19 protein-coding genes and 1 pseudogene are annotated in these 21470 nt (G+C 51.9%); 3 read left to right on the forward strand and 17 right to left on the reverse strand.

The window, feature by feature from the left end; genetic code table 11:
• The 3 genes and pseudogenes from KO503_RS15735 to KO503_RS15745 all read right to left on the reverse strand — a co-directional run.
• Window positions 1-721, reverse strand: a pseudogene (locus KO503_RS15735) (transposase); the annotation flags it as partial.
• Between the two features lie 196 nt (window positions 722-917).
• A complete protein-coding gene (locus tag KO503_RS15740; protein WP_215992508.1) occupies window positions 918-1154 on the reverse strand; it encodes a hypothetical protein in 237 nt (78 codons plus the stop codon).
• Window positions 1155-1341: 187 nt separating this feature from the next.
• A complete protein-coding gene (locus KO503_RS15745) occupies window positions 1342-3153 on the reverse strand; it encodes a sensor histidine kinase (RefSeq protein ID WP_252731135.1) in 1812 nt (603 codons plus the stop codon).
• Window positions 3154-3508: 355 nt separating this feature from the next.
• Between KO503_RS15745 and KO503_RS15750 the strand changes: the two genes are divergently transcribed.
• Complete coding sequence (locus tag KO503_RS15750; RefSeq protein WP_215992509.1) at window positions 3509-6352, forward strand: sensor histidine kinase; 2844 nt, start codon at window positions 3509-3511, stop codon at window positions 6350-6352.
• A gap of 174 nt (window positions 6353-6526) precedes the next feature.
• Complete coding sequence (locus KO503_RS15755) at window positions 6527-7636, forward strand: sensor histidine kinase (RefSeq protein ID WP_215992510.1); 1110 nt, start codon at window positions 6527-6529, stop codon at window positions 7634-7636.
• 98 nt (window positions 7637-7734) lie between these two features.
• Here KO503_RS15755 and KO503_RS15760 read toward each other — a convergent pair whose 3' ends face one another.
• A complete protein-coding gene (locus KO503_RS15760) occupies window positions 7735-8094 on the reverse strand; it encodes an Hpt domain-containing protein (RefSeq protein ID WP_215992511.1) in 360 nt (119 codons plus the stop codon).
• A gap of 51 nt (window positions 8095-8145) precedes the next feature.
• Window positions 8146-9135 carry a response regulator gene (locus KO503_RS15765; RefSeq protein ID WP_215992512.1) on the reverse strand — a complete coding sequence of 330 codons (990 nt, stop codon included), beginning with the start codon at window positions 9133-9135 and terminating at the stop codon, window positions 8146-8148.
• A gap of 235 nt (window positions 9136-9370) precedes the next feature.
• On the opposite strand from KO503_RS15765, the gene KO503_RS15770 reads away from it, so the two are divergent.
• The gene (locus KO503_RS15770; RefSeq protein ID WP_215992513.1) at window positions 9371-9754 is read left to right on the forward strand and encodes a response regulator; all 384 of its coding nucleotides are present in this window, start codon (window positions 9371-9373) and stop codon (window positions 9752-9754) included.
• A 169-nt stretch (window positions 9755-9923) separates the two neighbouring features.
• Here KO503_RS15770 and KO503_RS15775 read toward each other — a convergent pair whose 3' ends face one another.
• The 12 genes from KO503_RS15775 to KO503_RS15830 form a co-directional block, all read right to left on the reverse strand.
• Window positions 9924-10781, reverse strand: coding sequence for a hypothetical protein (locus KO503_RS15775; RefSeq protein ID WP_215992514.1), 858 nt, complete (start codon window positions 10779-10781; stop codon window positions 9924-9926).
• Window positions 10781-12079 carry a TRAP transporter large permease gene (locus KO503_RS15780; RefSeq protein ID WP_215992515.1) on the reverse strand — a complete coding sequence of 433 codons (1299 nt, stop codon included), beginning with the start codon at window positions 12077-12079 and terminating at the stop codon, window positions 10781-10783. The genes KO503_RS15775 and KO503_RS15780 overlap by 1 nt, the downstream gene beginning before the upstream one ends.
• Window positions 12080-12081: 2 nt before the next feature.
• The gene (locus KO503_RS15785; RefSeq protein WP_215992516.1) at window positions 12082-12591 is read right to left on the reverse strand and encodes a TRAP transporter small permease; all 510 of its coding nucleotides are present in this window, start codon (window positions 12589-12591) and stop codon (window positions 12082-12084) included.
• 94 nt (window positions 12592-12685) lie between these two features.
• The gene (locus tag KO503_RS15790; RefSeq protein ID WP_215992517.1) at window positions 12686-13645 is read right to left on the reverse strand and encodes a TRAP transporter substrate-binding protein; all 960 of its coding nucleotides are present in this window, start codon (window positions 13643-13645) and stop codon (window positions 12686-12688) included.
• Window positions 13646-13719: 74 nt separating this feature from the next.
• Window positions 13720-14388 carry a DUF4286 family protein gene (locus KO503_RS15795; RefSeq protein WP_215992518.1) on the reverse strand — a complete coding sequence of 223 codons (669 nt, stop codon included), beginning with the start codon at window positions 14386-14388 and terminating at the stop codon, window positions 13720-13722.
• Between the two features lie 181 nt (window positions 14389-14569).
• On the reverse strand, window positions 14570-15445 hold the full coding sequence (locus KO503_RS15800) for a LysR family transcriptional regulator (protein ID WP_215992519.1): 876 nt from the start codon (window positions 15443-15445) through the stop codon (window positions 14570-14572).
• The gene (locus tag KO503_RS15805; RefSeq protein WP_215992520.1) at window positions 15442-16635 is read right to left on the reverse strand and encodes a M24 family metallopeptidase; all 1194 of its coding nucleotides are present in this window, start codon (window positions 16633-16635) and stop codon (window positions 15442-15444) included. Before KO503_RS15805 ends, KO503_RS15800 begins: the two co-directional genes overlap by 4 nt.
• Window positions 16628-17872 carry an amidase family protein gene (locus KO503_RS15810; RefSeq protein ID WP_215992521.1) on the reverse strand — a complete coding sequence of 415 codons (1245 nt, stop codon included), beginning with the start codon at window positions 17870-17872 and terminating at the stop codon, window positions 16628-16630. Before KO503_RS15810 ends, KO503_RS15805 begins: the two co-directional genes overlap by 8 nt.
• Window positions 17869-18522 carry a DUF2848 domain-containing protein gene (locus tag KO503_RS15815; protein ID WP_215992522.1) on the reverse strand — a complete coding sequence of 218 codons (654 nt, stop codon included), beginning with the start codon at window positions 18520-18522 and terminating at the stop codon, window positions 17869-17871. The genes KO503_RS15810 and KO503_RS15815 overlap by 4 nt, the downstream gene beginning before the upstream one ends.
• Window positions 18523-18537: 15 nt before the next feature.
• Window positions 18538-19818 (reverse strand): TRAP transporter large permease, encoded by a 1281-nt coding sequence (locus tag KO503_RS15820; RefSeq protein WP_215992523.1) that lies wholly within the window; start codon window positions 19816-19818, stop codon window positions 18538-18540.
• Window positions 19815-20348: a TRAP transporter small permease subunit gene (locus tag KO503_RS15825; protein WP_215992524.1), complete on the reverse strand. Its 534-nt coding sequence runs from the start codon at window positions 20346-20348 to the stop codon at window positions 19815-19817. The genes KO503_RS15820 and KO503_RS15825 overlap by 4 nt, the downstream gene beginning before the upstream one ends.
• A 10-nt stretch (window positions 20349-20358) precedes the next feature.
• Window positions 20359-21396: a TRAP transporter substrate-binding protein gene (locus KO503_RS15830; protein ID WP_215992525.1), complete on the reverse strand. Its 1038-nt coding sequence runs from the start codon at window positions 21394-21396 to the stop codon at window positions 20359-20361.
• Window positions 21397-21470: the final 74 nt, after the last annotated feature.

A 21470-nucleotide genomic window follows, 5' to 3' on the forward strand; every position in this document is an offset into this window, starting at 1 on the left:
CGAGAGGCACTGGCTGGCGGGATCAGAATGCGATGTGAACTTGGGCTTCACCTCTGATGCGGCACCAAAAACAGCATCGTCCAAGACGTCCAAATACTCCTTCACAGCTCGTGGTGCATCATTTGGGTCAAGGACGCTAGGATCCCAATTTTCCTTAGGTGTGGAATTTTGTTTGTTGGCGTTCGACCGTAAATTGATCCCCCAGATCAATTTATTTTCGGTCTCACCCTCGATCAAACCCGCATCTGCGGCAAGAGGCTGCCCGCTGACCAGGCCATCTGCGATGCACCATGCAACAGTCTTTTCGAATAGATGCCTGAGCAAAGCGCTTTCCCGAAAGCGGCCCTCTCGGCAGATTGCTTCGCAATCGCCTGCTGGGCAATGCATGACGGTTCTTGGAAAATGTAGAATGGTTCGGCACCGGATCGGTGAGACCAAGGCGACAAAACCAGCGATACGCCAAGTTCAAATGCACCTCTTCGCAAAGCCAGCGCTCTGATCTGATACCGAAGCAATAGCCAACCAGCAGCATCCGGATCAGCAGTTCCGGATCAATCGACGGGCGGCCTGTGTGGCTGTAAAACTCAGCTAGGTATTGTCGAATATCGCTTAAATCAACGAACCGATCAATCGAGCGCAGCAGGTGATCTTGAGGCACATGATCGTCAATCGAGAACTCATAAAATAGTGCCGCCTGTGCTTTCTGCTTCGATCCCATCATCGCAAAATCTCCCGCTACCGTAGAGAAATTGAATCAGTCACAGGTCCTCAAATCAAGGAAGAGTTTTTCAACAGAATTCGACCATGTTGCTAAAGCCTATTGTATTTAGTCGTTGCGGCGTAGGGGTGGATGGGTTGGCTTTTGTTGGTCTTATACAAAGGCAAGTATTTATCAAATCCTACTCCCGCAGCCAATACTAATTCACTAATATAATCAACGACTTGTGTTTTGTCGCTCGGGCCTTTTTGCGATTTACGCCCAAGCCGAGCGACAACAGATCAGCAAGAGCGCCATGACGGTGGATGGACAGTTTGCCCTCTGGCTCCGTTGGTGTGAGCTCAATTCGATCAATCAGCCCACGTAGGGCCTCCTTCGCCTCCAGCATGCCATCTGGTTCCTGAAGTTGCGAAATCAGATCGCTGATCTTGGTCATGATCCGCAAGTCTGGAACATCTGAAATGACTCAGTCAGCTTTGGGATTGAGGCGTGACACCCGTTTGCACGCGATCTTTTAACGTTGGCCTTACGCGACAATGGATAACTGCCGCCGCCAGAGTAGCGCGCACTAAATCTGCGCGGGTTTTGTCGCAGTGATAGTGTGGCGGGGGGCTGTGCGAACTCTAGATGGGTTCAATCCCTGTTAATGGGAAGGTAACATAAAACGTTGTGACGTGGCCTTCCTCACTTTGATAAAAGATATCGCCCGCCATCTGGTTGGCCAGCTTTTTGGAAATATGCAGGCCAAGTCCAGATCCTTGGGTGGAGTGCTGATTGCTATTTTTAACTTGTTCGAAGCGCCCAAAAATTTGGTTTTCCATGCCTTCCGGAATGCCTTGGCCAGAGTTTGCAATCGAAAGTCTTGCTTGGCCGTTTAAGGTTGTTAGTTCCCCTGTGACCGTGCCGTGATCGTTCGAAAATTTGATGGCATTCGAGATAAGGTTATCGATCACCTGACGGATGGCAAAGGCATCCCCAGTTATGGTTGGAACGTTGCCAATCTCGCCAAGGGCAAGTTGCACACCTTGTTGCGTGGCGAACATCTGGTTATCTTTAAAGCTCTCTTTGAGGCTTTGTCCGAGATCGACTGGTTCGCGTTCCAAAGCCAGCGCATTGATGTCAATTTTCTGGGCCAACAGGATGTTGTCGACCAGCCGTGAGAGGCGAATACTGTTTCTGTGCGCGATATCAAGCATGGACTGAATCGGCGCGGAGGTCTCTCCAAGCTGCCCACTGCGAGCCAGCTTTAATCCTCCGATGAGGGAGGTTAGGGGGGTCCGCAGTTCATGGTTAACAACGGAAATGAACTCGTCTTTTGCGCGATTGGCCTCGTCCGCGCGCTGGAGCGCCTCTTCCAGCGCGGCACTTATGGCGATATTTTCTGTGATATCAACGAATGTGACGCTCCAGCCAAGAATAGCCCCTGACGGATCAAGCGGACTTTCGATTTCTCGAATGCGGGGTTCATAGATGTGCGATCCTGTATCCAAATTAGATACGGTTTCGCGCAGGTTCACATTCTCGATATTTGCGAGCATTTCATTTATGAAATGAGTAGAACTTTGAAAAAACGCGTCGTCTTTTGCCGCCTTGTTGATGCGAAATATTTTATTGTTCCGATCAATCATTATGACAGGTTCGCTCATCGCATTCACCAATCCTGACTGACCAATAAAGGCCATATCCATGGTTCTGTTTCGAACGAGAATCCACGTGAAAGCGAGAATGCCAAGCGTGAACATAAAAGCGGTTGGATCAAGGCCAAAGATCGTCAGGTCGAAGACAACATAGCCTGTATTGACGGTCAAAGGCGTTAACGTGATGACAATGAACACCGATAATAGTGGCCATGCAGACTGTTTGGCGCGTGTGAAAGCCCTTGCAAGACAGAGAAGAGCGGCGACCACAAAGGTGTATAAAAGTGCAATAATTATATAAAAACCGTGTCCATGAATGTAATCAATGCTGCCATTTTCGGACGAAATGGCCGAGGCATCTGTGTAGACGAGGTGGTGCCATTGGTTCGTCGCGGCAAGGGCGAAAACTGATATAGGTACGATGGCCAACGTCGCGCGGGCCGTGCGTGTCTTAAGCCACGCCGCGTTGTCGACATAAGCAAATACGAAAAAACTCCAAGCGACCGGCAGTAAAGCGTTGCCAAGCCACGCCATAGTTGCCCAGAGCATTTGGCAGCCGAAGTTATCCGACACGACCTCAAGCCCAACCATGATCAATGTCCATATCATGGCAATGAAGGTTAAAGCGTAAAAAACTTTTCCTCTAAAATTTTGATATTTAAGAACCCATAATAAAACAAAAGCAGCAACTGCACTGACCACAGATACGAACCAAAAGACTGGGCTCGCCGAGACGCCCTCAAAACATGACATCATTGTTTTACCTAAGCCCTCTTCTTCGTTGTATGATACCATCATATGACTGGCGTCGGATTGAGATTAAATGTGAAAGGTGGTCTCAATTTTTTGACCAGTCCGTAGCAGACTTCAGAAAAATCAAAGTGTTGTTTCGGTTTCTTGCTGAATGAAACCCACTGTTGTCAAATATTTATTTAAGGTCAAGAGGTCGAGCGTGGAATGTGGTTGCTTGGGGTGGGGCGGATGATCCGGTTTTTACGCCCCTACGTCAGCTGAACTAATAATAGCCACGGGCTATGTTATACACGTATAAAGCGAGTTATTCGCTCGCGCGATTATAGAAACCCATATATGCAAAAATATAATGCTTTCGAAGTTGAGTAATGGTCGAAGGTGGTGAGTAGGATAAAACAGTATGCGAAATAAGAAGCGTGTCCAATCAATGGATCAGTTGATCGAGCGCATTTCTTATGCCGCGATCATCGGGTTATGTTCACTTATCTTTCTGGGTGTCTTACACAACGACCAAATCAGAGCTGAAGAAGAGCAAAATCGTGCGATGTATCGTGCGCAATCCGTTATCGCCACGCGGATTCAACAATCAATGAATAAGAAATTGTTGTTTGCACGCGGTCTTGCTGGGGCCGTGTCCATTTCTCCTGACATTACAGAGGCGGAATTCTCGAATCTGAGCAGCGTGGTCAAAGTCGAAGACCCATCTGTGGTGAATATGGCTTTGGTGAGAGATGCAATCATCATACATGTGCATCCACTCGATGAAAACCGAGTGTTTATCGGAAGCGATCTATCAGAGGTGCCCGAACGCTTGCACGTTCTGCAAGAAGTAGAGCGCACGGGGGAAACCATTGTCGAAGGGCCGACCTATTTGCTTCAAGGCTATTCAGGTTTTATTATACGAGAACCTATTTATGAGGTCTCATCCGGGGCGAATAAAGGCGCGTTTTGGGGGATTGCATCTATCGTTTTTGCGGCCGAAGCGTTCTTAGAGGAAATCGGTCTAAACAGTTTTTCTGACCGTTACGAAGTGTCCTTACAAGTCAAGACGCCATTTGCTGAAGACGTGATCCTGTATGGAGACGACGTGGCGCTTTCCACCGCAAAAACAACGGTTGAGTTGCAGTTTCCTTCTGCGGCGTGGACGCTTGCTATGTCCCCTCGTGAGACAGCCAGTGTGCCCTATCAAAGGCTTGGTTTAAGTTTTTTAGTAACGCTGACGGGGGCTATTATTGCCTTACTGGCAGCGAGAGGCTTTCATGCGCTTAGGCGTCGCCAAAGGCGCACGTCCACACAATTGCAAGCCGCGTTGAGTGCCGCGCCCTCTGGGTTTGCGATGTTCGACGTCGAAGATAAGCTTGAGCTATGCAATCAACGATACATTGAGCTTCACGGCATGGCGGCAGATGCAATGCCCCATGGCTCAACGTTAAAAACTATTCTCGAGATCGGACTTAAAGAGGGTCTTTATCTCGATGCCATCGGTAATGAAAAAGCGTGGCTCTCGGACCAACTGACACACGGATCAACCGGCGAAACAGGCCGTGTTCTTGCTTTGAGCAACGGAACTTGGATGCAGCAGTTGGATCATGAGACGCCAGAGGGAGGGCGTGTTTCAATTTTGAACGATGTGACGGCCGTTTTATCCAGCCGGGAGCGGGCAAAAGTTGCTGAACAACGCTTGAACGATGCGATCGACGCCCTACCCGTCGGGTTTTGGCTTTTTGACAGCGATGATAAATTAATGATGTTCAATGCTGTGGCTGGTGAAAGATTGGATGGTATGAAGCGCAATCTCGCCAAGGGGCGAGAGTTGAGAGATATGGTTGCTCGGCGCATGGAAACCGCGGCCGAGGTGCGTCTGAACGGTGAACCTGTTGACGACATAGTTATGGCTGTTAACACGCTTATTGAATCAACTTCTGACCTTGAAGTCCGCTACGAAGACAATCGTTGGTTTAAATATTTTTCCCGCCGAACATCAGAAGGTGGGCTTGTGATGTTCAGGGTGGAAATCACGGATCTGCAACGCCATCAGCAAGAACTAGAATCCTCCAATACTGAATTGCGCGCGGCGCTTAGCGAACGTGACGAAGCGGAAGCTCGTTTGAACGACGTGAGCGATTTGAGCTCTGAATGGTTTTGGGAACAAGACGCAGATATGCGCATCACTTATGTCTCAGAGGGGTTCACCCGTACAATGGGAGTTGGCCCTAGTGAATATATCGGAAAGTTACGCACGGGGTTTTCTTCAAATGATGAAAGTGAACTGGGCGGAGAGCGCAGTGTGCTTTATTGTAAAATGCGAGCGCATGAACCGTTTCGTGACGTGGTGTACAGTCATCGTTTCCGTCCGGATGTGTTGAGTTGGATTCGGATCAGCGGCAAGCCGCGTTTTGATGATGCTGGTGAGTTTATAGGTTACATCGGCATTGCAGAGGATGTGACAAAGTTCTATGCGGCTTTGCGCGAGGCTGAACAGGCAGACGAGGCTAAAACGCAATTCCTTAATGTGATCAGCCATGAATTGCGTACGCCGTTGTCTGCGGTTTTGGGCTTTAACAGTTTTATCGCGAATTTTGAAAAGCTGCCAAGCTATAATGCGCTGAACTTGGCTATGACAAATGGCGACCCTGTACAAATCGAACAGGCATTCCACGCATTTGAAGATAATATTTCGCAATTTACACGACGTATTCAGGCGGCAGGAACGCAGCTTAAATCATTGATCGACGATATGTTGGATCTAGCACGGATCGAGGCAAATACCATTGATGTGACGCCGACCAAGCTGAACAGTAAAAAGGTCGTTGAATCCGTCGTCGACCAGATGCAAGCGATGGCCGATGAAAAAGGGCTTACCATTCCGCTGGATCTCGTCGCGGCTGATGTCTGGGCTGATGAAATCAGGCTCCGACAAATCCTGACCAATCTTTTGGGCAACGCCTTTAAATTTACGGATATAGGCACCGTTACTGTACGCAGTCGGGTGAAGGACAACATGGTTGTTTTCGAGGTCATTGATACAGGTATAGGGATTTCGCAGGATCGAGTGGGTATTGTTTTCGATCGCTTTGCGCAGGCCGCGCAAGGCACAAATCGCCCAAACGCTGGGGTTGGCCTTGGGTTGACCATCTGCAAGGACCTTGTCGGATTGCAAAATGGCTGGATTGAAGTCGAGAGTGAACTTGGTATTGGCACAACGTTTATTTTCGCAATTCCGCTCTGGCGCGAAGGCGAATAGGCTTCATTCATCCTTGAGTAAAATCTCGTAGCGCGCGACCATATTTTGATCATAAATTAACCATAGCCGTGCCGTTTTGTGTCGTCACATTACTGCCAGGCGATGGTTTTTTAAGCATGATGCTGCGATAAAGTAGTAAAAGTGCCGCCTTTTTATATTGTAGGTGTTATTATTATGGTAGGTTATTTGGAGCATGATGTGCGGGCGTTCTCGTTAGAGAATGACGCTGAGATTTTCGCCCAAGAACAGTCTGATTTTCAGAATGCTTTGTGGGAAGGAATGTCCGAGAATGTAATCGTATTTGAGGCTACATTAGAAAAGCCGGTTTATATAAATTGTGCGGCGCGTGCCGCCTTTGGAGATGGGTCTGCGTCAGTAGCTGCATTGCATCTCCATGAGAGCGGCTTTTTTCATAACCTTTTGACCGATGAGGTCGTGGTGAATGCGGCGCTAACCGTTGGACGAACAGCTTTTCGCTCCCACCCTATATTCAATGGGCAACGTTTCAACGGGGATGTTTTTACCACTTCAGATAAGGATGGCGGGACGTATTTGGTCGTCATATTTCATATTGAAACGGACCAAGAGAGAACCGAATACCTTCGCAGAGAAATGAATGCGGTTATCACACACGAATTGCGCACGCCATTGACCAGTATCAAAGGGGCGCTTGATTTGTTGAAATCGGGCTTGGTGGGGCCGCTGACAGAAAAAGCACAAGCTCTTCTAAATATTGCAGGATCTAACAGTGACAGGATGCTTGATCTCATTCAGGAGATCCTTGATCTGAGTGAAAGCGCACAAATTGGTGCCATTCGTGAGCACGAGGTGATCAAAGTTGCGCCTTTACTGGAAAGCCTTGTCGTTACCCATCAAGGCTACGGTTCTTATCATGGCGTCGATGTTCAGATGCGTCCCACAGATTCTGGGCTAAACATTTGTGCTGTTCCATCTCAACTGACAAAAATTCTATCCAATTTATTGTCTAATGCTGTGAAAGCGTCCGAGCGAGGTAATTCCGTAGAAATTTGGGCGCAAGCGGCAGGTGGAAGTGTCGCGGTATTCGTGCGCGATCACGGGGCCGGAATCCCAGTCGATCTACAAGACAGTCTGTTTGACCGCTTCACAAAAGCAAACTGGGGCAACGACCAAAATGTCGGCAGTTCTGGCCTTGGGTTGAACATCGTGCGCACATTGGTCGAACAATCAGGCGGGGCTATTTCGTTTAACACGGAAGAGGGAAAAGGCACGGTGTTTCGTGTCGACATGCCTAGGCATGACTAAGGTCGGTAACATAAGAATAGCGGGATAAGGGGCTGGCCCGCGCAGTTTTAACCTGCGACGAGCGTGACGAAAATGGTGACAGTGCGCTATCGGGTGTCTTACAGGCTCTTGACGATCGCATCTTCCATCAGATCAAGAAGCGTTTCGATACGACCGGATAAAAGGCTGAGTTGCGTTGGTGTATGAACCAAACTTGAAATCTGTTGTTCGATTTCAGCAGCACAGTCTCCTATGCTTTGAAGCCCCAGAGTTGCCGCGATTCCGTTGAACCGATGTGTGATAAACGTCAAGCGAGTCAAAGCGTTTTGACGCTCTGTCTCGTTTTGTATCAAGATTTGAATCGCTTCTATTTCAGGAATTTTGTGATTTAAGTCAGCAACGAAGCGTTGTTTCGTGCGCTCTAGGGTTTGAGCTAGACGTTGATCTATTGCTGTCTGAGAGTGTTTTCTGTTTATCATAAACTTATCGACACAAAATCTCTAATGTTTCTAGGGGCTTCTTCTCAACGTTTAGCTGCGCATGGAAGTTCTTTTCACATCGAACATTGGTACAGAATGCGGCAGGGTACTCTTGAGTTCTGCTTTCGATATCGCGCGGGCAATTAAGGCCGCCGGTGAAGAATCAAACATCGACATTCTGACAGCTTCACCAACTTTAACTGTGACATCCAATGGCACTGTATCTCCGCCGATCAAGCCGAATTCGCTCAACATTAAAGACAGTTTCAATTCGAGTTCCGCTTCGTCAAGCTGAAGCGTGCGCGGTAGGATTGCAACATACTGGCCATTCCCAACGTAGGAAATCATAACATTGTAACTGCGCAAGGTTTCGAAAATGGCTTCGGCAACATCTGTCAAAATGCCATGGAATTCCAATGGAGAAGTCATCGAGAAAAGGCGCTCGCGTTTTTGAATTTGAAAGCAAATAGCACCACACATAAAACGTTTACCACGAGACAGGCGGTGTAGGTAGTTTTCCATTTCAAGACTGCCAAGAACGCGCGGAACATCGAAAATTGTAACGGCATCCGCAAGATCGAAATCTGCATCTGCATTGGACTTGTTGCTCATGTTCAGACGCAAGTTTTCTTCGCGTCGTGTCGCATGCATCACGGATTGCTGCTCATTGAAAAGAAGCTGCGCAACGTTTATCCGCGCACAGAGGTCCGTCGTGTCGATTGGTTTGGTTATATAGTCTGTGGCACCACGTAGAAAAGCGGCATCAATGTGCTCTTTATCTCTCATGGCTGTAAGCATGATAATCGGCGTGCGGCGGTGTTCGTTCACCGAACGAATTCTACCACACAAATCTACCCCGTCCATGCCTGGCATTTGAATATCCAAGATAAAGGTCGAGAAATGATATTGCCCTTGATGGATCAAACTCAATGCTTCTTCGCCGCTTTGCGCATAGACAACGTCTTCGTATCCTTGAGACGTCAGAATAGCCGCCATCAATTCGAGAATATTCGGGTCATCGTCGACAACTAAAAGTGACATCATAGTCTCCAAAATAATATCTGCTCTGCGGCTTCACTACGATTGTCTAATGAATCGTATCGTTTTGTACCTGCATTCAGCTTTAAGGTGATATTCCCTAATAAATTGGGTCAAAGTGTGGCTAAAATAAGAATTGAAGATTTTAACTATTTTTTCTAGCAGCTCATGCGGTTTAAAATCATCGAGAGACATATAATGTGCTTGTTTATCGGCGCGGTGAAGATATGATCCCTGCATGAAAGCACTTCAAAACATCATGCACGTCGAAGACGATCCTGACATACGCGAAATTACACGTATGTCTCTTGAGCTTGTGGGTGGCTTTCATGTGGAGCAGTTCAGTTGCGGACGAGACGCACTCAACGGGCTGCCTGATGTGACTCCTGATATGGTGTTATTGGACGTTATGATGCCTGTCATGGACGGTGTTGAGACGCTAAAGCAACTCAGAAAACTGGATCGCTTTGCAGATGTACCTATCGTTTTTGTGACGGCCAAGGCATCACGCGCAGATTTCGGTCAGCTTAGAGAACTTGGCGCAAAGGGCATTATTCTCAAGCCATTTGAACCGATGGAACTCCCCACTGAGCTTTTGAAAATTTGGGACGATTGCCAATAATGGCAGACCAAATATGGTCAGTGTCTACGCAATTGGTGTTAAAATAATCGCTGTAATCTGTGGCGCAGTCTTCTGCACTGGCTCGCTGCAAGCTGGACCATTTTGAGTTAGAGTTTTCGACATCTTCTTTCTTGGCTGACAGAAGGCTTGGCCCCATAAAATGAAGGAATTACCCTACGGATTCTATGGGGGTCAGAAATGTCAGGCGGTCGGGGGTCATATCTGCGATAACAATTGTTCCGTTTGACTGTACAGCCAGCCCGTGCCCGTAGGTTGAAAAGGTCCGACAACGCCCAACAAGTTGTCCCGCAGCATCATAGGCCGAAAGTCTTGGGGTTTGATCCGTTACCAACATCAGACCATCTGGTGTCAGGGCGAGCGCCATAGGTTTGTGGACCCCATTGATTTGCGTCAACCAGTTGCCGTCCGCGTCGAATATCTGAATACGATTATTTTCTCGATCCGCGACACAAAGCCGACCTTGCATATCGAACAAGACGCTATGAGGGGTTGAAAATGCGCCGGCGGAGGTGCCCGGTACACCAAAAGTTTTTAAGTGTCGCAGCTCAGGGCTGAAAATATGAACAGTGCTATTGCCATAGCCATCGGCGATATAAAATCGGCCATCTGGTCCCCGCACGCAATCACAAGGGTGGTTGAACGGGTGTCCCAATTGCGGGTGATCGTCGCAGTGCATACGCGCGAGTTCTTGCAGGGCCGCGTCTGCTATGATGATTTTATGCCCGTCCATATCCGTAATAGCCAACTGACCAGAACCGATGTTGCGCACCCCGTGGCCGCACACAAAATTTGGTAACGCGACACTTTGATCCAACAGTGTACCGTCTAGTCCGAACACAACCAGTTCCGGCGATTGCCGCCTTAGCACGATGATCTTCTCGCCCAGTATCGCAATATCGCTGATCCCTGTTAGAGCGGGATCAGCGATGAAGGCCACGCGGTAGCGTTGTTGGCCTAAAGCCACGTAGGCAGTGGGGTGCGAGGTATTGGCGTTAAGCTGCGGCATCAGTAGGTTTGCTCGACCAGCCAAGTCGCTATTCCGGGGAATGCAGTGAGCAGGATAACAGCCAGAACTAGGATCAAGAAATAGGGGACCACCATGCGGGTAATTTCGAAGATCGATTTTCCGGTCAGGTTCTGGATCACAAATAGGTTGAACCCCAACGGCGGTGTGATCTGGGCCATTTCCACAACGATGATCAAATAGATGCCAAACCAGATCGGGTCGATTCCGACGGCGACCACCGCAGGCATGACGACAGAGGTCGTGAGTACGACAATTGAGATCCCATCAAGGAAACATCCGAGTAAAACGAAAAATACAGTCAGCACGGCGATCAACCCAGCCGTTCCAAGCCCGCTGGCAGATATGAGTTCGGCCAACTGTCCGGGCAAGCCGGAAAAGCTCATCGCTGAAGTTAGAAAGGCTGCGCCCAACAGAATGAGCCCGATCATAGCAGAGGTGCGGGTGGCGCCCATCAAGGATGCGATAAATGCTTTCAGGGACAACGATCTGCCAAAGGCGGCGATGATCAGCGCGCCCAAAACACCGATGGCTGCGGCTTCGGTTGCTGTGGCGACGCCTGCATAGATCGATCCGATGACCCCTATAATCAACCCGACCACGGGCAACAGCATACGCAAGCGGCGCAGACGTTCCCCCATGGAAACGCGCGGCTCTGGGGCAGGTACGCCATCTGGGTTCATCTTTGACCAGATCGCGATATAGGTTGAAAACAGCGCCATCAGCATCAAGCCGGGGATGACACCCGCAATGAACAATCGGTTGATAGATACCTGCGCCGCAACGCCATAAACGATCATCACAATAGAGGGCGGGATCAAAAGGCCTAGCGTGCCTGATCCGGCCAAAGACCCGATTGCGAGGCGGTCGGCATAGCCGCGTGATTTAAGTTCCGGCAGGGAAATGCGGCCCACGGTGGCCGTGGTAGCGGCTGATGAGCCAGAGACTGCGGCAAAAATTCCGCAGCCGACAACATTCACATGGGCCAAACCGCCCGGCAGGCGCCCGACCAATGGGGCAAGGCCGGAAAAAAGGTTTTCGGCCAAACGTGTCCGATACAGGATTTCACCCATCCAGATGAACAGCGGCAGCGCGGTCAGCGTCCAGCTTGCAGAATGGACCCACATGACGGTGCCAAGAATGGCGTCAACGGGTGTCGAGGTGAAGATTGAAAAGATGACAAAGCCCGAGGCCATAAGCGCAACGCCGACCCAGACCCCCAAGCCCAAAAGCACAAGCAAAGTAACGACAAGTACACTCGATTGCAGAAGGATATCCATGATTATTCTCCTCCCAAGAGGGCGTCAGGTTTTTGGATTTCGACGGGTTGTCTAAGGATCAAGCGCACAGTGCGTTCCGCAAAAGCCACGGTAAAAAGGGCGGAGCCTAGCACCATCGCGGATTGTGGTATCCAAAGCGGCACGGCGACCACACCTTGACTGAGTTCATTGTAGGTCCAGCTTTCTGACACGTAGCCAAAGATCGCCCATGCGACCCAGCCCATCATCACGGTTGCAAACCCTGCCGCCAGAATGTCAGCGATGTGGCCTATTTTGGGAGACAAAAGCTGGCGTAAAGAGGTCACGCGAATATGGTCGCCGTGGATCAGCGTTGCGGGCAGCGCAAGGAAGATTGACGCGCTCAGCGCCCAAGCGGCGAAATCATCGGCAGACGGTATCTGGCTGCCCATCAGGCGAAGTCCGATCTGCGATAGGATCAAAACAGCAATCCCCATAAGGGACAGCGCGGCCAAGGCGCCACAGAAGTTGAAGATATGGCGTGTCAATAACATGGCTTCGGGCTCCAAAGAATTGGGGGCGCTGACGGGCACCTGAGCAAAAAAAGAAAAAGGCCCGGACGATTAACGGCCCAGGCCTTGTTTAGGCTTAGTTCATCGCATCGACGATTTTTTGCCCGTTCTCACCGGCCTGTTCAAGCCATTCGGCACTCATCGTTGCTGCAATCGCCTCAAAGTCTGATGCCAGACCTTCGGGTGTTGGCAATACGGTCATGCCATTGTCAGCCATAGTTTGAGTGGCTTCGGTGGTGGCGACCTCTGCCATTTCAAATCCGCGGTCCTCGGCCAATGTGGCGGCCTCTTGCAATGCGGCTTTGGTGTCATCGGATAAGCCATCATAGGCGTCTTGGTTCACGATAACCATGTTCTTGGGCAAGAAGGCCTGCACATCATAGTAATAGTCCACGAAATCCCACGCTTGGCTGTCCACACCCGTTGACGGTGAGGTGATCATGCCGTTGATAACGCCGGTCGAAAACGCTTGGCTGATTTCTGATGTGGCGATGGTGGCGGGCACCGCGCCCAAAAGCTCGGCTAGACGCGCTGTTGACGGGTTGTAAGCGCGGAATTTTACACCATCGAAAGATGTCGCGTCGATCACCTCGTTGTTCATGTAAATACCCTGCGGAGGCCAAGGCGCAGCATACAGCAGGACAAGCCCGTCTTCAGCCAGTTTTTCCTCATAGATTGGGCGGGAAGCTGCCCAGAGCGCGCGGGCTTCATCAAATGTTGTTGCCATAAGAGGAACGGCATCGGCGGAATAGACGGGGTCTTCGTTACCGAGGGCAGAGATGAGCACTTCGCCGATGGGTACGATGCCGCGTTGCACGCCACGTTTAAGTTCAGCGCGCGCCAACAGCACAGAGTTGGACACAACGTCGATTTCCAATTCACCGTTTGATAGGCGGGCGACATCATCGGCGAACGCGCGGATGTTTTGGGTCAGGTAGTTGCCATCAGGGGCGTCAGCCGACATTTGCCACGTTTCAGCATGGGCAAAGCTTGCCGTGAGAGCTGCGATAGCTGTTCCGATAAGAAAATGTTTCATTTGAAGTCTCTCCTTGTTGTTTTGTTCGTTTTTTATGCCCGTCTCGCACACAGCGCGAGACGGGGTGGTTCTATTCAATCTTCCAGCGGGGGCAGATCGTTTTCGTCCAGTGACCACATGAGGCCGAAGGTTTCGGATTCTCGCACGGCTCCACCAAGCTGTTCACGCAACTGGCGCAACGTGGCTTCGGCAATGGGTTCCGACGATACGTCTACCGCGATGCAGGGGGCCAAAACGCGACCTTCAGTGTTTTCGGAGGGCAACGGTGTTGAAAGGGTTTCATCGGGGACCATGTAATGCACTCGCAAAACGCCGTCCTTTGCCATCATGTCCGACAAGATGGCAGTTATGTCATCGGATGCTGTGGTACCCGGGACCAGTTCTATCAATACGAGCGCGCCCCCCCAACCAAAGCCGCCCTCTTGCGCCACGTGCATCACACGGCGACGCGTGTTGGACATGCGGCCAAAATTGGTGACAGACCACTGGGTTTGTTTCGTAAATGCCTTGCGATATGCCTCGGTTGTGAAATCAGCGAGAGCTGTCGCGCGATAAAGCGCGAGGTAGCGACGCGCAGAGCCTGAAATAGCGCGGTAGCGGCGCGCACCGGTAAAGCCCTCGATCCGGACCCGTTCTTCCATGTGCTCGCGGTCATACCAAAGGTTGAAATCGGCCTCATGGTCTGGGTCGATATCGCTCCAGACGAAAAGTTGCGCCTGATCTGTCGTACGGATCTTGTTCATTCTGCATCCTGATGTTTGAACAAAACTCTCCCGTTCGTAGCGGGCTGTGCCTGCCTACGTCTTGATGGGTCAGTCATGTCGATTTCTGTTAAGACAGCTTCGCCACAATGCGAACTTTGCACAAACGGAATAATTTAGGGGGGGGGGATCGGGTTTGGTGATGATGTCATGTCGGTGGTTACTAAAGGTGTTGATGGCGTTCGGCGCAGGCCCGTGCCAGATCGGCAATTGCCTTATAAGTGGCGGCGTCTGAACTGCGCCGCCAGATACAGTAGAGGGGCAAAGGCGGCAATTGCGCATCCACGTTGATTGGGAAGACTTCAGGTCCAGACAGGTCACTCGACAATGGCAGTGTGGCTATGCCAAGCCCGCGTTGGGTCAGTCTGGCGATTGCAGCCATTGACGTGATGCAATGTACTATGGAGGGCCTAAGCCCGCGTTCACTAAAGAGAGCTAAGACATTAGTATGCGGCCGAGAGTTTCTGGTGAAGGTGATGAGCGGACTGCTGACCACATCGGCAAGCGTCAAGGTTTCGCCGTGCATTCCCTCTGGGCCGAACCAGCCCATGGCAAGAGGCGGCAAATCCGCGCAAACGCAGGTCTCATCATGGCGGTCATCGGTTGTCAGCAACATATCTAACGCCCCGCGCTCGAACGCAGCGGCAATGTTGGGCGTGGGTTCCACCGTCAATTCCAGTTCCAGACGAGGGTAACAGCGGGCCACCTCTTCGATAAGGTCGCACAGCCATGTGTGGACAACTGAGGACACCAGCCCAAGACGTACCCGACCTACAGACTCGGCTGGATCGGCAAGTGTGTTGCGCAGAGTGCGTTCGGTCGACAGCATCTCTTGAGCTTTGTTCAGAATCATCGCGCCTGCAACCGTGATGCGTGTGGCGTGAAATTCACGGTCAAACAATCTAACCCGCAATTCGGTTTCCAGCGCAGATATTCGGCTGGACACCGTCGCTTGGCTGACGTTCAACTGCTCTGCGGCTGCGCGAAAACTGCCCAAATTGGCGACGGCGACGAAGGTTTCTAAAAAACGTGTGTTCATCTCAGTGACAGCATCCTGATCGGTGCTTTTAATAAGGGTTTCGCGCCTGTTTGCGTGATTTCTATCATCTGGCCCAGTGCTGCACCGCCAATTCCGTCAACGAAGATATTCGGGTGTAATTCAAGCACCATACCGGCCTCAAGGATAGGCCCTGCCTGCGTGGGTATGTTTTCGGGATGTGCTCCGAAAGTTTGCGCAAATGCCGCCGTCAGGCCCGGTTCTTCGTAGGTGAGGCCAAGGCCATGTCCCGCCCGAAAACTTCTGGTCGTGCGGCACTGAGGGGAGCCTTTGGGCGTGCCTAGGGCATCGGCCATTGTATCAACAGCTTCGGAAATCGAGCGCCCAGGGCGCAGAGCATCGATGCCAAGATTGAGCGCCGTTGCGACCTGTTTATGAAGCTCCACCACCCCTGCGGGGACAGGGCCGATATGCCCCATCCGTAAACCATGTGCCCAGTGACCATCGACAGTCAAAGCAACACCAAACAACATTTGATCGCCCATTTCGGCCGGCTTTTCCGTTTCTTCTGGCCAGTATCGCGGGTGATCCGCTTGTGGACGCAAGGTCAGCCATGTGCGGCAATATTCGGCCCCCTGTTGGCGTGCGAGGTCTTCAAGAATACGTTGGCTTTCTCGCCCCCTGCGGTTTTCTTTTATGGCCTCGGGCAAGGCAGCAAACAGAGTGTCGCAGATTGAGGCGCCAAACCGATGCAGATCTAGGGCTGCTGGGTCTTTCACCTGCCGCAGATCATCAAGGCGCGATGTGACATCAACGCCGTGTTCCAAATGTAAGGCGAGAGTGCGGTACAGTCCCATCGGCATTTCATCCACGCCGATCAGCGCAGGTGTTTGACCCGCCAGAAAATCTGCGATTGTTTGCGACCAAAGCGGGAAGGGAAGGTATTCAGGCGATAGCTCTGGCACTGCGCCTATAGCAGACGGAAGTATAAACGGGCTTGTCAGTAAAAGGCGGGATTTTTGTGGTCCAAGCAATAATACTGCGCTTGATTCATGGCTGTCCCAGCCTGTCAAAAACCGCATCCCCCCATGTGATCGCGTGCCTGCCCCGAGTGCGCTGCCCATGCCGAATACGACAATGGGGCGCCCTTTTGTCAGGTTAAGCAGCGCCGCACGCCGCGCTGCGTGCCGTGTCGGGTGGCTGCGGCGCAGGGTGGGAGGCAGGTCATCCATGAGCCAGATCGGTTTCCATCGCCAAGGCTGCGCCTAGTATTGTTTCATCCTGTACGCCAAAGCCGGTCAACATGGCCCCTATCAAGCCCTCGCCTTGGCCGAAGGGCAGGCTGATGCTGCACCCGTCCATAACATTGGCGAGACTGGTGTTGCGCAAGGCCAGCAGGTTGAGACGCGAAAACCCCTCATCTGTGGCAACATCATCAAAGCGCGGCGGCTGAATGGCGACAGTTGGTAATAGCACAAGTGCATCGCCGATTTCAGAACGAAAGGCCGTGATCAAATCGGCGCGCTGTGCCAGAGTTGTGGCAAAATCCGTTTCTGATATTTCCAATCCACGTTCCATGCGCACGCGCACACGAGGGTCCATTTTTGCGCCATGTTTGGCAAGCTTATCTTTAAAACGGCGCAGGCTTTCGAAGGCGCTAAATTGCCAGACAGGCAGGGTTCCATAGGCGTCGAGCACGGGCAATGATACTTCGCGGATTTTCCAGCCAGAAACTGTCAAAATTTCCCGCAGTTTGTCAAAGCCAGTGGCAACCGCAGGATCAAGATCGGTCAGGCCAAAGTTCAATGGGACTATCAATTCGGAACGCTGTTGGGGCAGAACCGAAACGGGGCGTCCTGCCATAACCTGCCATGCGGTCATACAGGTGGTGACATCGCGTGCCATTGGGCCAACGCTGTCTAGACTCTCTGACAAGGGCATCGCACCCGCCATAGGTACACTAGATTGGGTCGGCTTGAATCCGCAAAGCCCGCAAAACGCCGCCGGAATGCGCAAAGACCCGCCCGTGTCACTGCCGAGCGTAATATCGGCCAGACCTGTCGCAACAGAGACCGCCCCACCAGAAGTGGACCCCCCTGGTATGTGTCCTGCAAACAATGGGTTTTCGGGGGTGCCATCATGAGGGTTGAGCCCTAAACCGGAATAGGCCAGTTCTGTCATCGTCGTGCGCCCGATCACGCGGGCCCCAGCGGCTTTAAGTCGTTCGACGGCCGTCGCGTCTTTGATGGCAGGCTTTGCATCTGCCAAAATAGGGCTTCCAGCGCGTGTGATTTGACCCTTGATATCGAACAAGTCTTTGACGGACAGCACTTTGTCTTTCAGGGGGCCATCATTTTCAGCGGACTGAGCAAATTCATCGGGCATCAGTTTCGTGAAGACATGCGCACTTGCTTGCGCGCGTGTGATGCGTTCGATGTCTGTAGTGTTGGCTTGGTCTGGATGTGTCATGCGATCACCGGTAGGGTTGCCATTGCGTATTCCAGTGTGATTTCACGCTTTAATACAGGGTCAGTCAAGCGCATCCGGTAGGCCTCGCCTTCGCGCACGCCGCCAATTGCGCCTAAGGTTCCGCATAACATCGCACCGCCATCGGGCAATTCATAGGCTGCAACAAGGTCTGCAAGAGGGCGGATGCTGGATAGCGTACCTGTTTGGTAGGTCACCCACGCGCCGTTTTCACGAATGTCGCAATGCAACTCCAAATCATCCAGATGGTCTTTGACCTCGTCCATAAGCCACAGCATATCGGCCACGGGCTTGGCACAGGCCTGTTTTGAGGCTGCGACGGAATGGGCCTCAAGCGGGCGATCTGTGTGATCTGATCCCAGACCCAACCACAAGGCTCCCTTGGCATGGATCACCAGCGGCTCCACTTCGCCCGATGTCCCAGCCCCCAGAACTTCAAGATGATCGCTTTGTTGTACTAGGTTCGCGGATGTTCGGTAGAATAGCGGTACCTGCGACGGCGGTGCCACACCAATCGCGGCAAGCTCGTCGATATGGTGTTGAACTTTGTCTTGGTCACGTCCGGTCCAGCCGGCAACCACAAGGTGATGGATGTCAAATGTAACGGGCCCGTTGGGTGTTTCAAACTGCATAAGTGTCCTGTGAAATTAAAGGGTATCAGGCAGCCAAAGGGCCAACCCAGGAATAAGAATAAGAAGTCCGACCATGCCCAGCATGACGAGAACGAAGGGGATAGCGCCTGCAACCACATCGCCCATTTTTCCGCGTTTGCGCACGGACTGTACGACATAGAGGTTGAGGCCAACGGGCGGCGTGATCAGCGCCATTTCGATCAGCACAATCATCAAGATGCCGAACCAGATCTTGTCGAAGCCGAAGCTTTCGATGATTGGCACGACGATTGGAATGGTTGCGACCATGAGGGACAGGGTTTCGATGAAAAAGCCCAACACGATGTAGATCAAGACGATCACCATCAATGTGCCATATGCGCCAAGGCCAAGCCCTTCGAGCAATTGCTGCAACTGGCGGCTGATGCCGAGCGCGGTGAGTGCAAAGTTCAAAACATAGGCGCCGATCACGACCAGCATAATCATCGATGTGGTTTTGATCGTGCCACGCAGCGCTTCATTCAGCATTTGCAGCGTCAAGGCGCGGTTTAATGCGGCAATGGCCAGCGCAAATACGACGCCAAGGGCTGCGGATTCGGTCGGTGTGGCGATGCCGGCATAGATCGTGACAACAATCGTTGCGAATAGGCCCATCACCGGCAACAGGTCAGGTAATCCACGCATCCGTTCGCCCCAAGTGTAATCTGGGCGCTGTCCTCCAAGGGATGGTTTCCACACACACAAGGCGATGACGACAGCCATAAATAATAGAGCCAGCAAGATGCCCGGAAGAAGGCCCGCCAAAAACAAACGTGGGATCGACGTTTCGGTCAGAAAACCGTAAACGATCAAATTGATCGAGGGCGGGATCATGATGCCTAGGGTACCACCTGCCGCAATTGCACCAGTAAATAGACGCGGGTCATAGCCCAATCTGTCGCCTTGCGGTGTGGCCACGGTGGCCACGGTTGCTGCAGTGGCGACTGAGCTGCCAGAGGTTGCAGAAAACAGGGTAGATGTAGCGATATTGGCGTGGATTAACCCGCCGGGCAGCCATGACAACCAACTGTTCAACGCATTATACGTCCGACTGGCCACGCCACTGCGCACTAGGATTTCCCCAAGCAGCACAAAGAATGGAATAGCGATCAAGGTGCCTGAATTGGATGAGGACCAGACCACTTGCCCCAATCCACGCATCAGCGGGAACGGAGAGAAAAACGTATCAAGTGCGATGGACAATAAGATCAGGATGATCCCGACAGGGATCGATGCCAAGAGCAACGCGAACAGCCCCGTTGTTGTAAATAAAATCATAGCTCCCCCTTAAAGCCGGCGGCATCATCAACGGCGGACCAGTCGCGTTTGATCATGAAGGCCATGACAGAAACCAATAAAATCAAGGCTGACACCGCGAACCACAGCCATCCTGCAAACCAAAGGGTTTGAGGCAACGCCAACGGTGTGGCCAGCGCAGTGTTCGCGCGGGAATCGTTGGCAAGGGTGGAGGCTAAAACCCCCCACCCGCGCCATCCGATGACCACGGCAGTCACCGCAAGTGCGGCAAGTGCTAAAAGGTCCATCCAAGCACGCCCCGCAGGAACAAATTTGTTGCGGATCAGTTCGATGCGCACATGTGCTCGCTCGGTTAGGGCGTAACTGGCACCCCAAGCCGTTGCTATGGCCATGACGTAACCGGACATTTCGTCCGTGCCACCCAATGGATGCCCGAAGGCACGCATCGCCACATCTGCGAGGATTGTAACCACCGCGATCAGCAACATTAGACCTGCAGCAAGGGCTATATAGCCGTTGATACGTGTTAGAGTTTGGATAAGACCTTGCATGCTGTCGGCCTTAGTTCGCGACGAAGGAAACGCCGGTGGCGACGCCGACTGTATCATTCCAACGTTGTCCCCAGTCACCGCCAGCGCGTTCGGACCATTCAGGCAAGATCGTCGTGATCAGTAGATCTTTGACAAGCTCTTCGTCGGCAGATGTCGCTTCAACTAAGGTCATATCGCGTGTTTCGCCCAAGGGACATTCTTCGCCACCGGTCAAACAGGCGATTTCGGCGGACATGTTGGCCTGTGCTTCAGCCCATGCAGGTTCTTCAATTTGTTCAACGAACGATGTTATCAAAGTTTCTTGTATGCCCGCGTCCATGGCGTTCCAACGATCCAAACGGATCGCGGCGACCACAGGGTCCCAACCGCCAAGTGCGAGCGGAAGCAGGTGCGTGGACACTTCCCACCAACCAGAGCTATAGCCAGAGCCAGCGCCCGTGACAGCACAGTCAATAACACCGCGTTGCAACGCACCAGGAACTTCGCCGAAGGCCATTGTCACGGCTTCTGAGCCCAATCCTTCGAGGACATTGGCGGTCATGCGACCTGAAGCGCGGACTTTCAAACCTTCAAGGTCGGCAAGACCCGTGATGGGCGCGTTACAAAACACGATCTGTGCAGGGTAAGGGGCTGTGCCGATGACATGCGCATTAAAGACAGTTTCAAAGATGTCATTCATCATCGGACGCGCTGCGTCCAATGCGGCCTTGGCTTCATTGGCGTCACTGGCCACCAATGGCACGTCCAGACCTTCCAGCGCGGCACTGTCGGAAACGGCATAGTCAGCCGCCGTCATGCCCACATCGAAAACGCCTTGGGACATCATGCGGAACACATCGCCGCCGGAAATGCCCATTTGGTCATGCGTGGTCAAGGCAACTCCTAACGTGCCATCAACGGCATCTGGTAGACCTGTTGTCCAAAATGGAGCTTCATAGTTTTTGTGTAGGGGCAATCCACTCCAGCTGCCGACAACGGACAGGCTGTCTTGGGCGTGGGCTGCTGTGCCGAGCAAGAGTGCGGTAAGTGCGAATGTAATTTTATTCATGTGTGGACCTCTGTTGTTGGACTGGACGCAATGGCAGCGACCTTGCAATTAGGTTCTGTGGCGAGGCACATTTT

It is taken from the genome of Pacificibacter marinus (assembly GCF_018860505.1).
In the GTDB taxonomy this organism is placed as follows: Bacteria; Pseudomonadota; Alphaproteobacteria; order Rhodobacterales; family Rhodobacteraceae; genus Celeribacter; species Celeribacter marinus_B.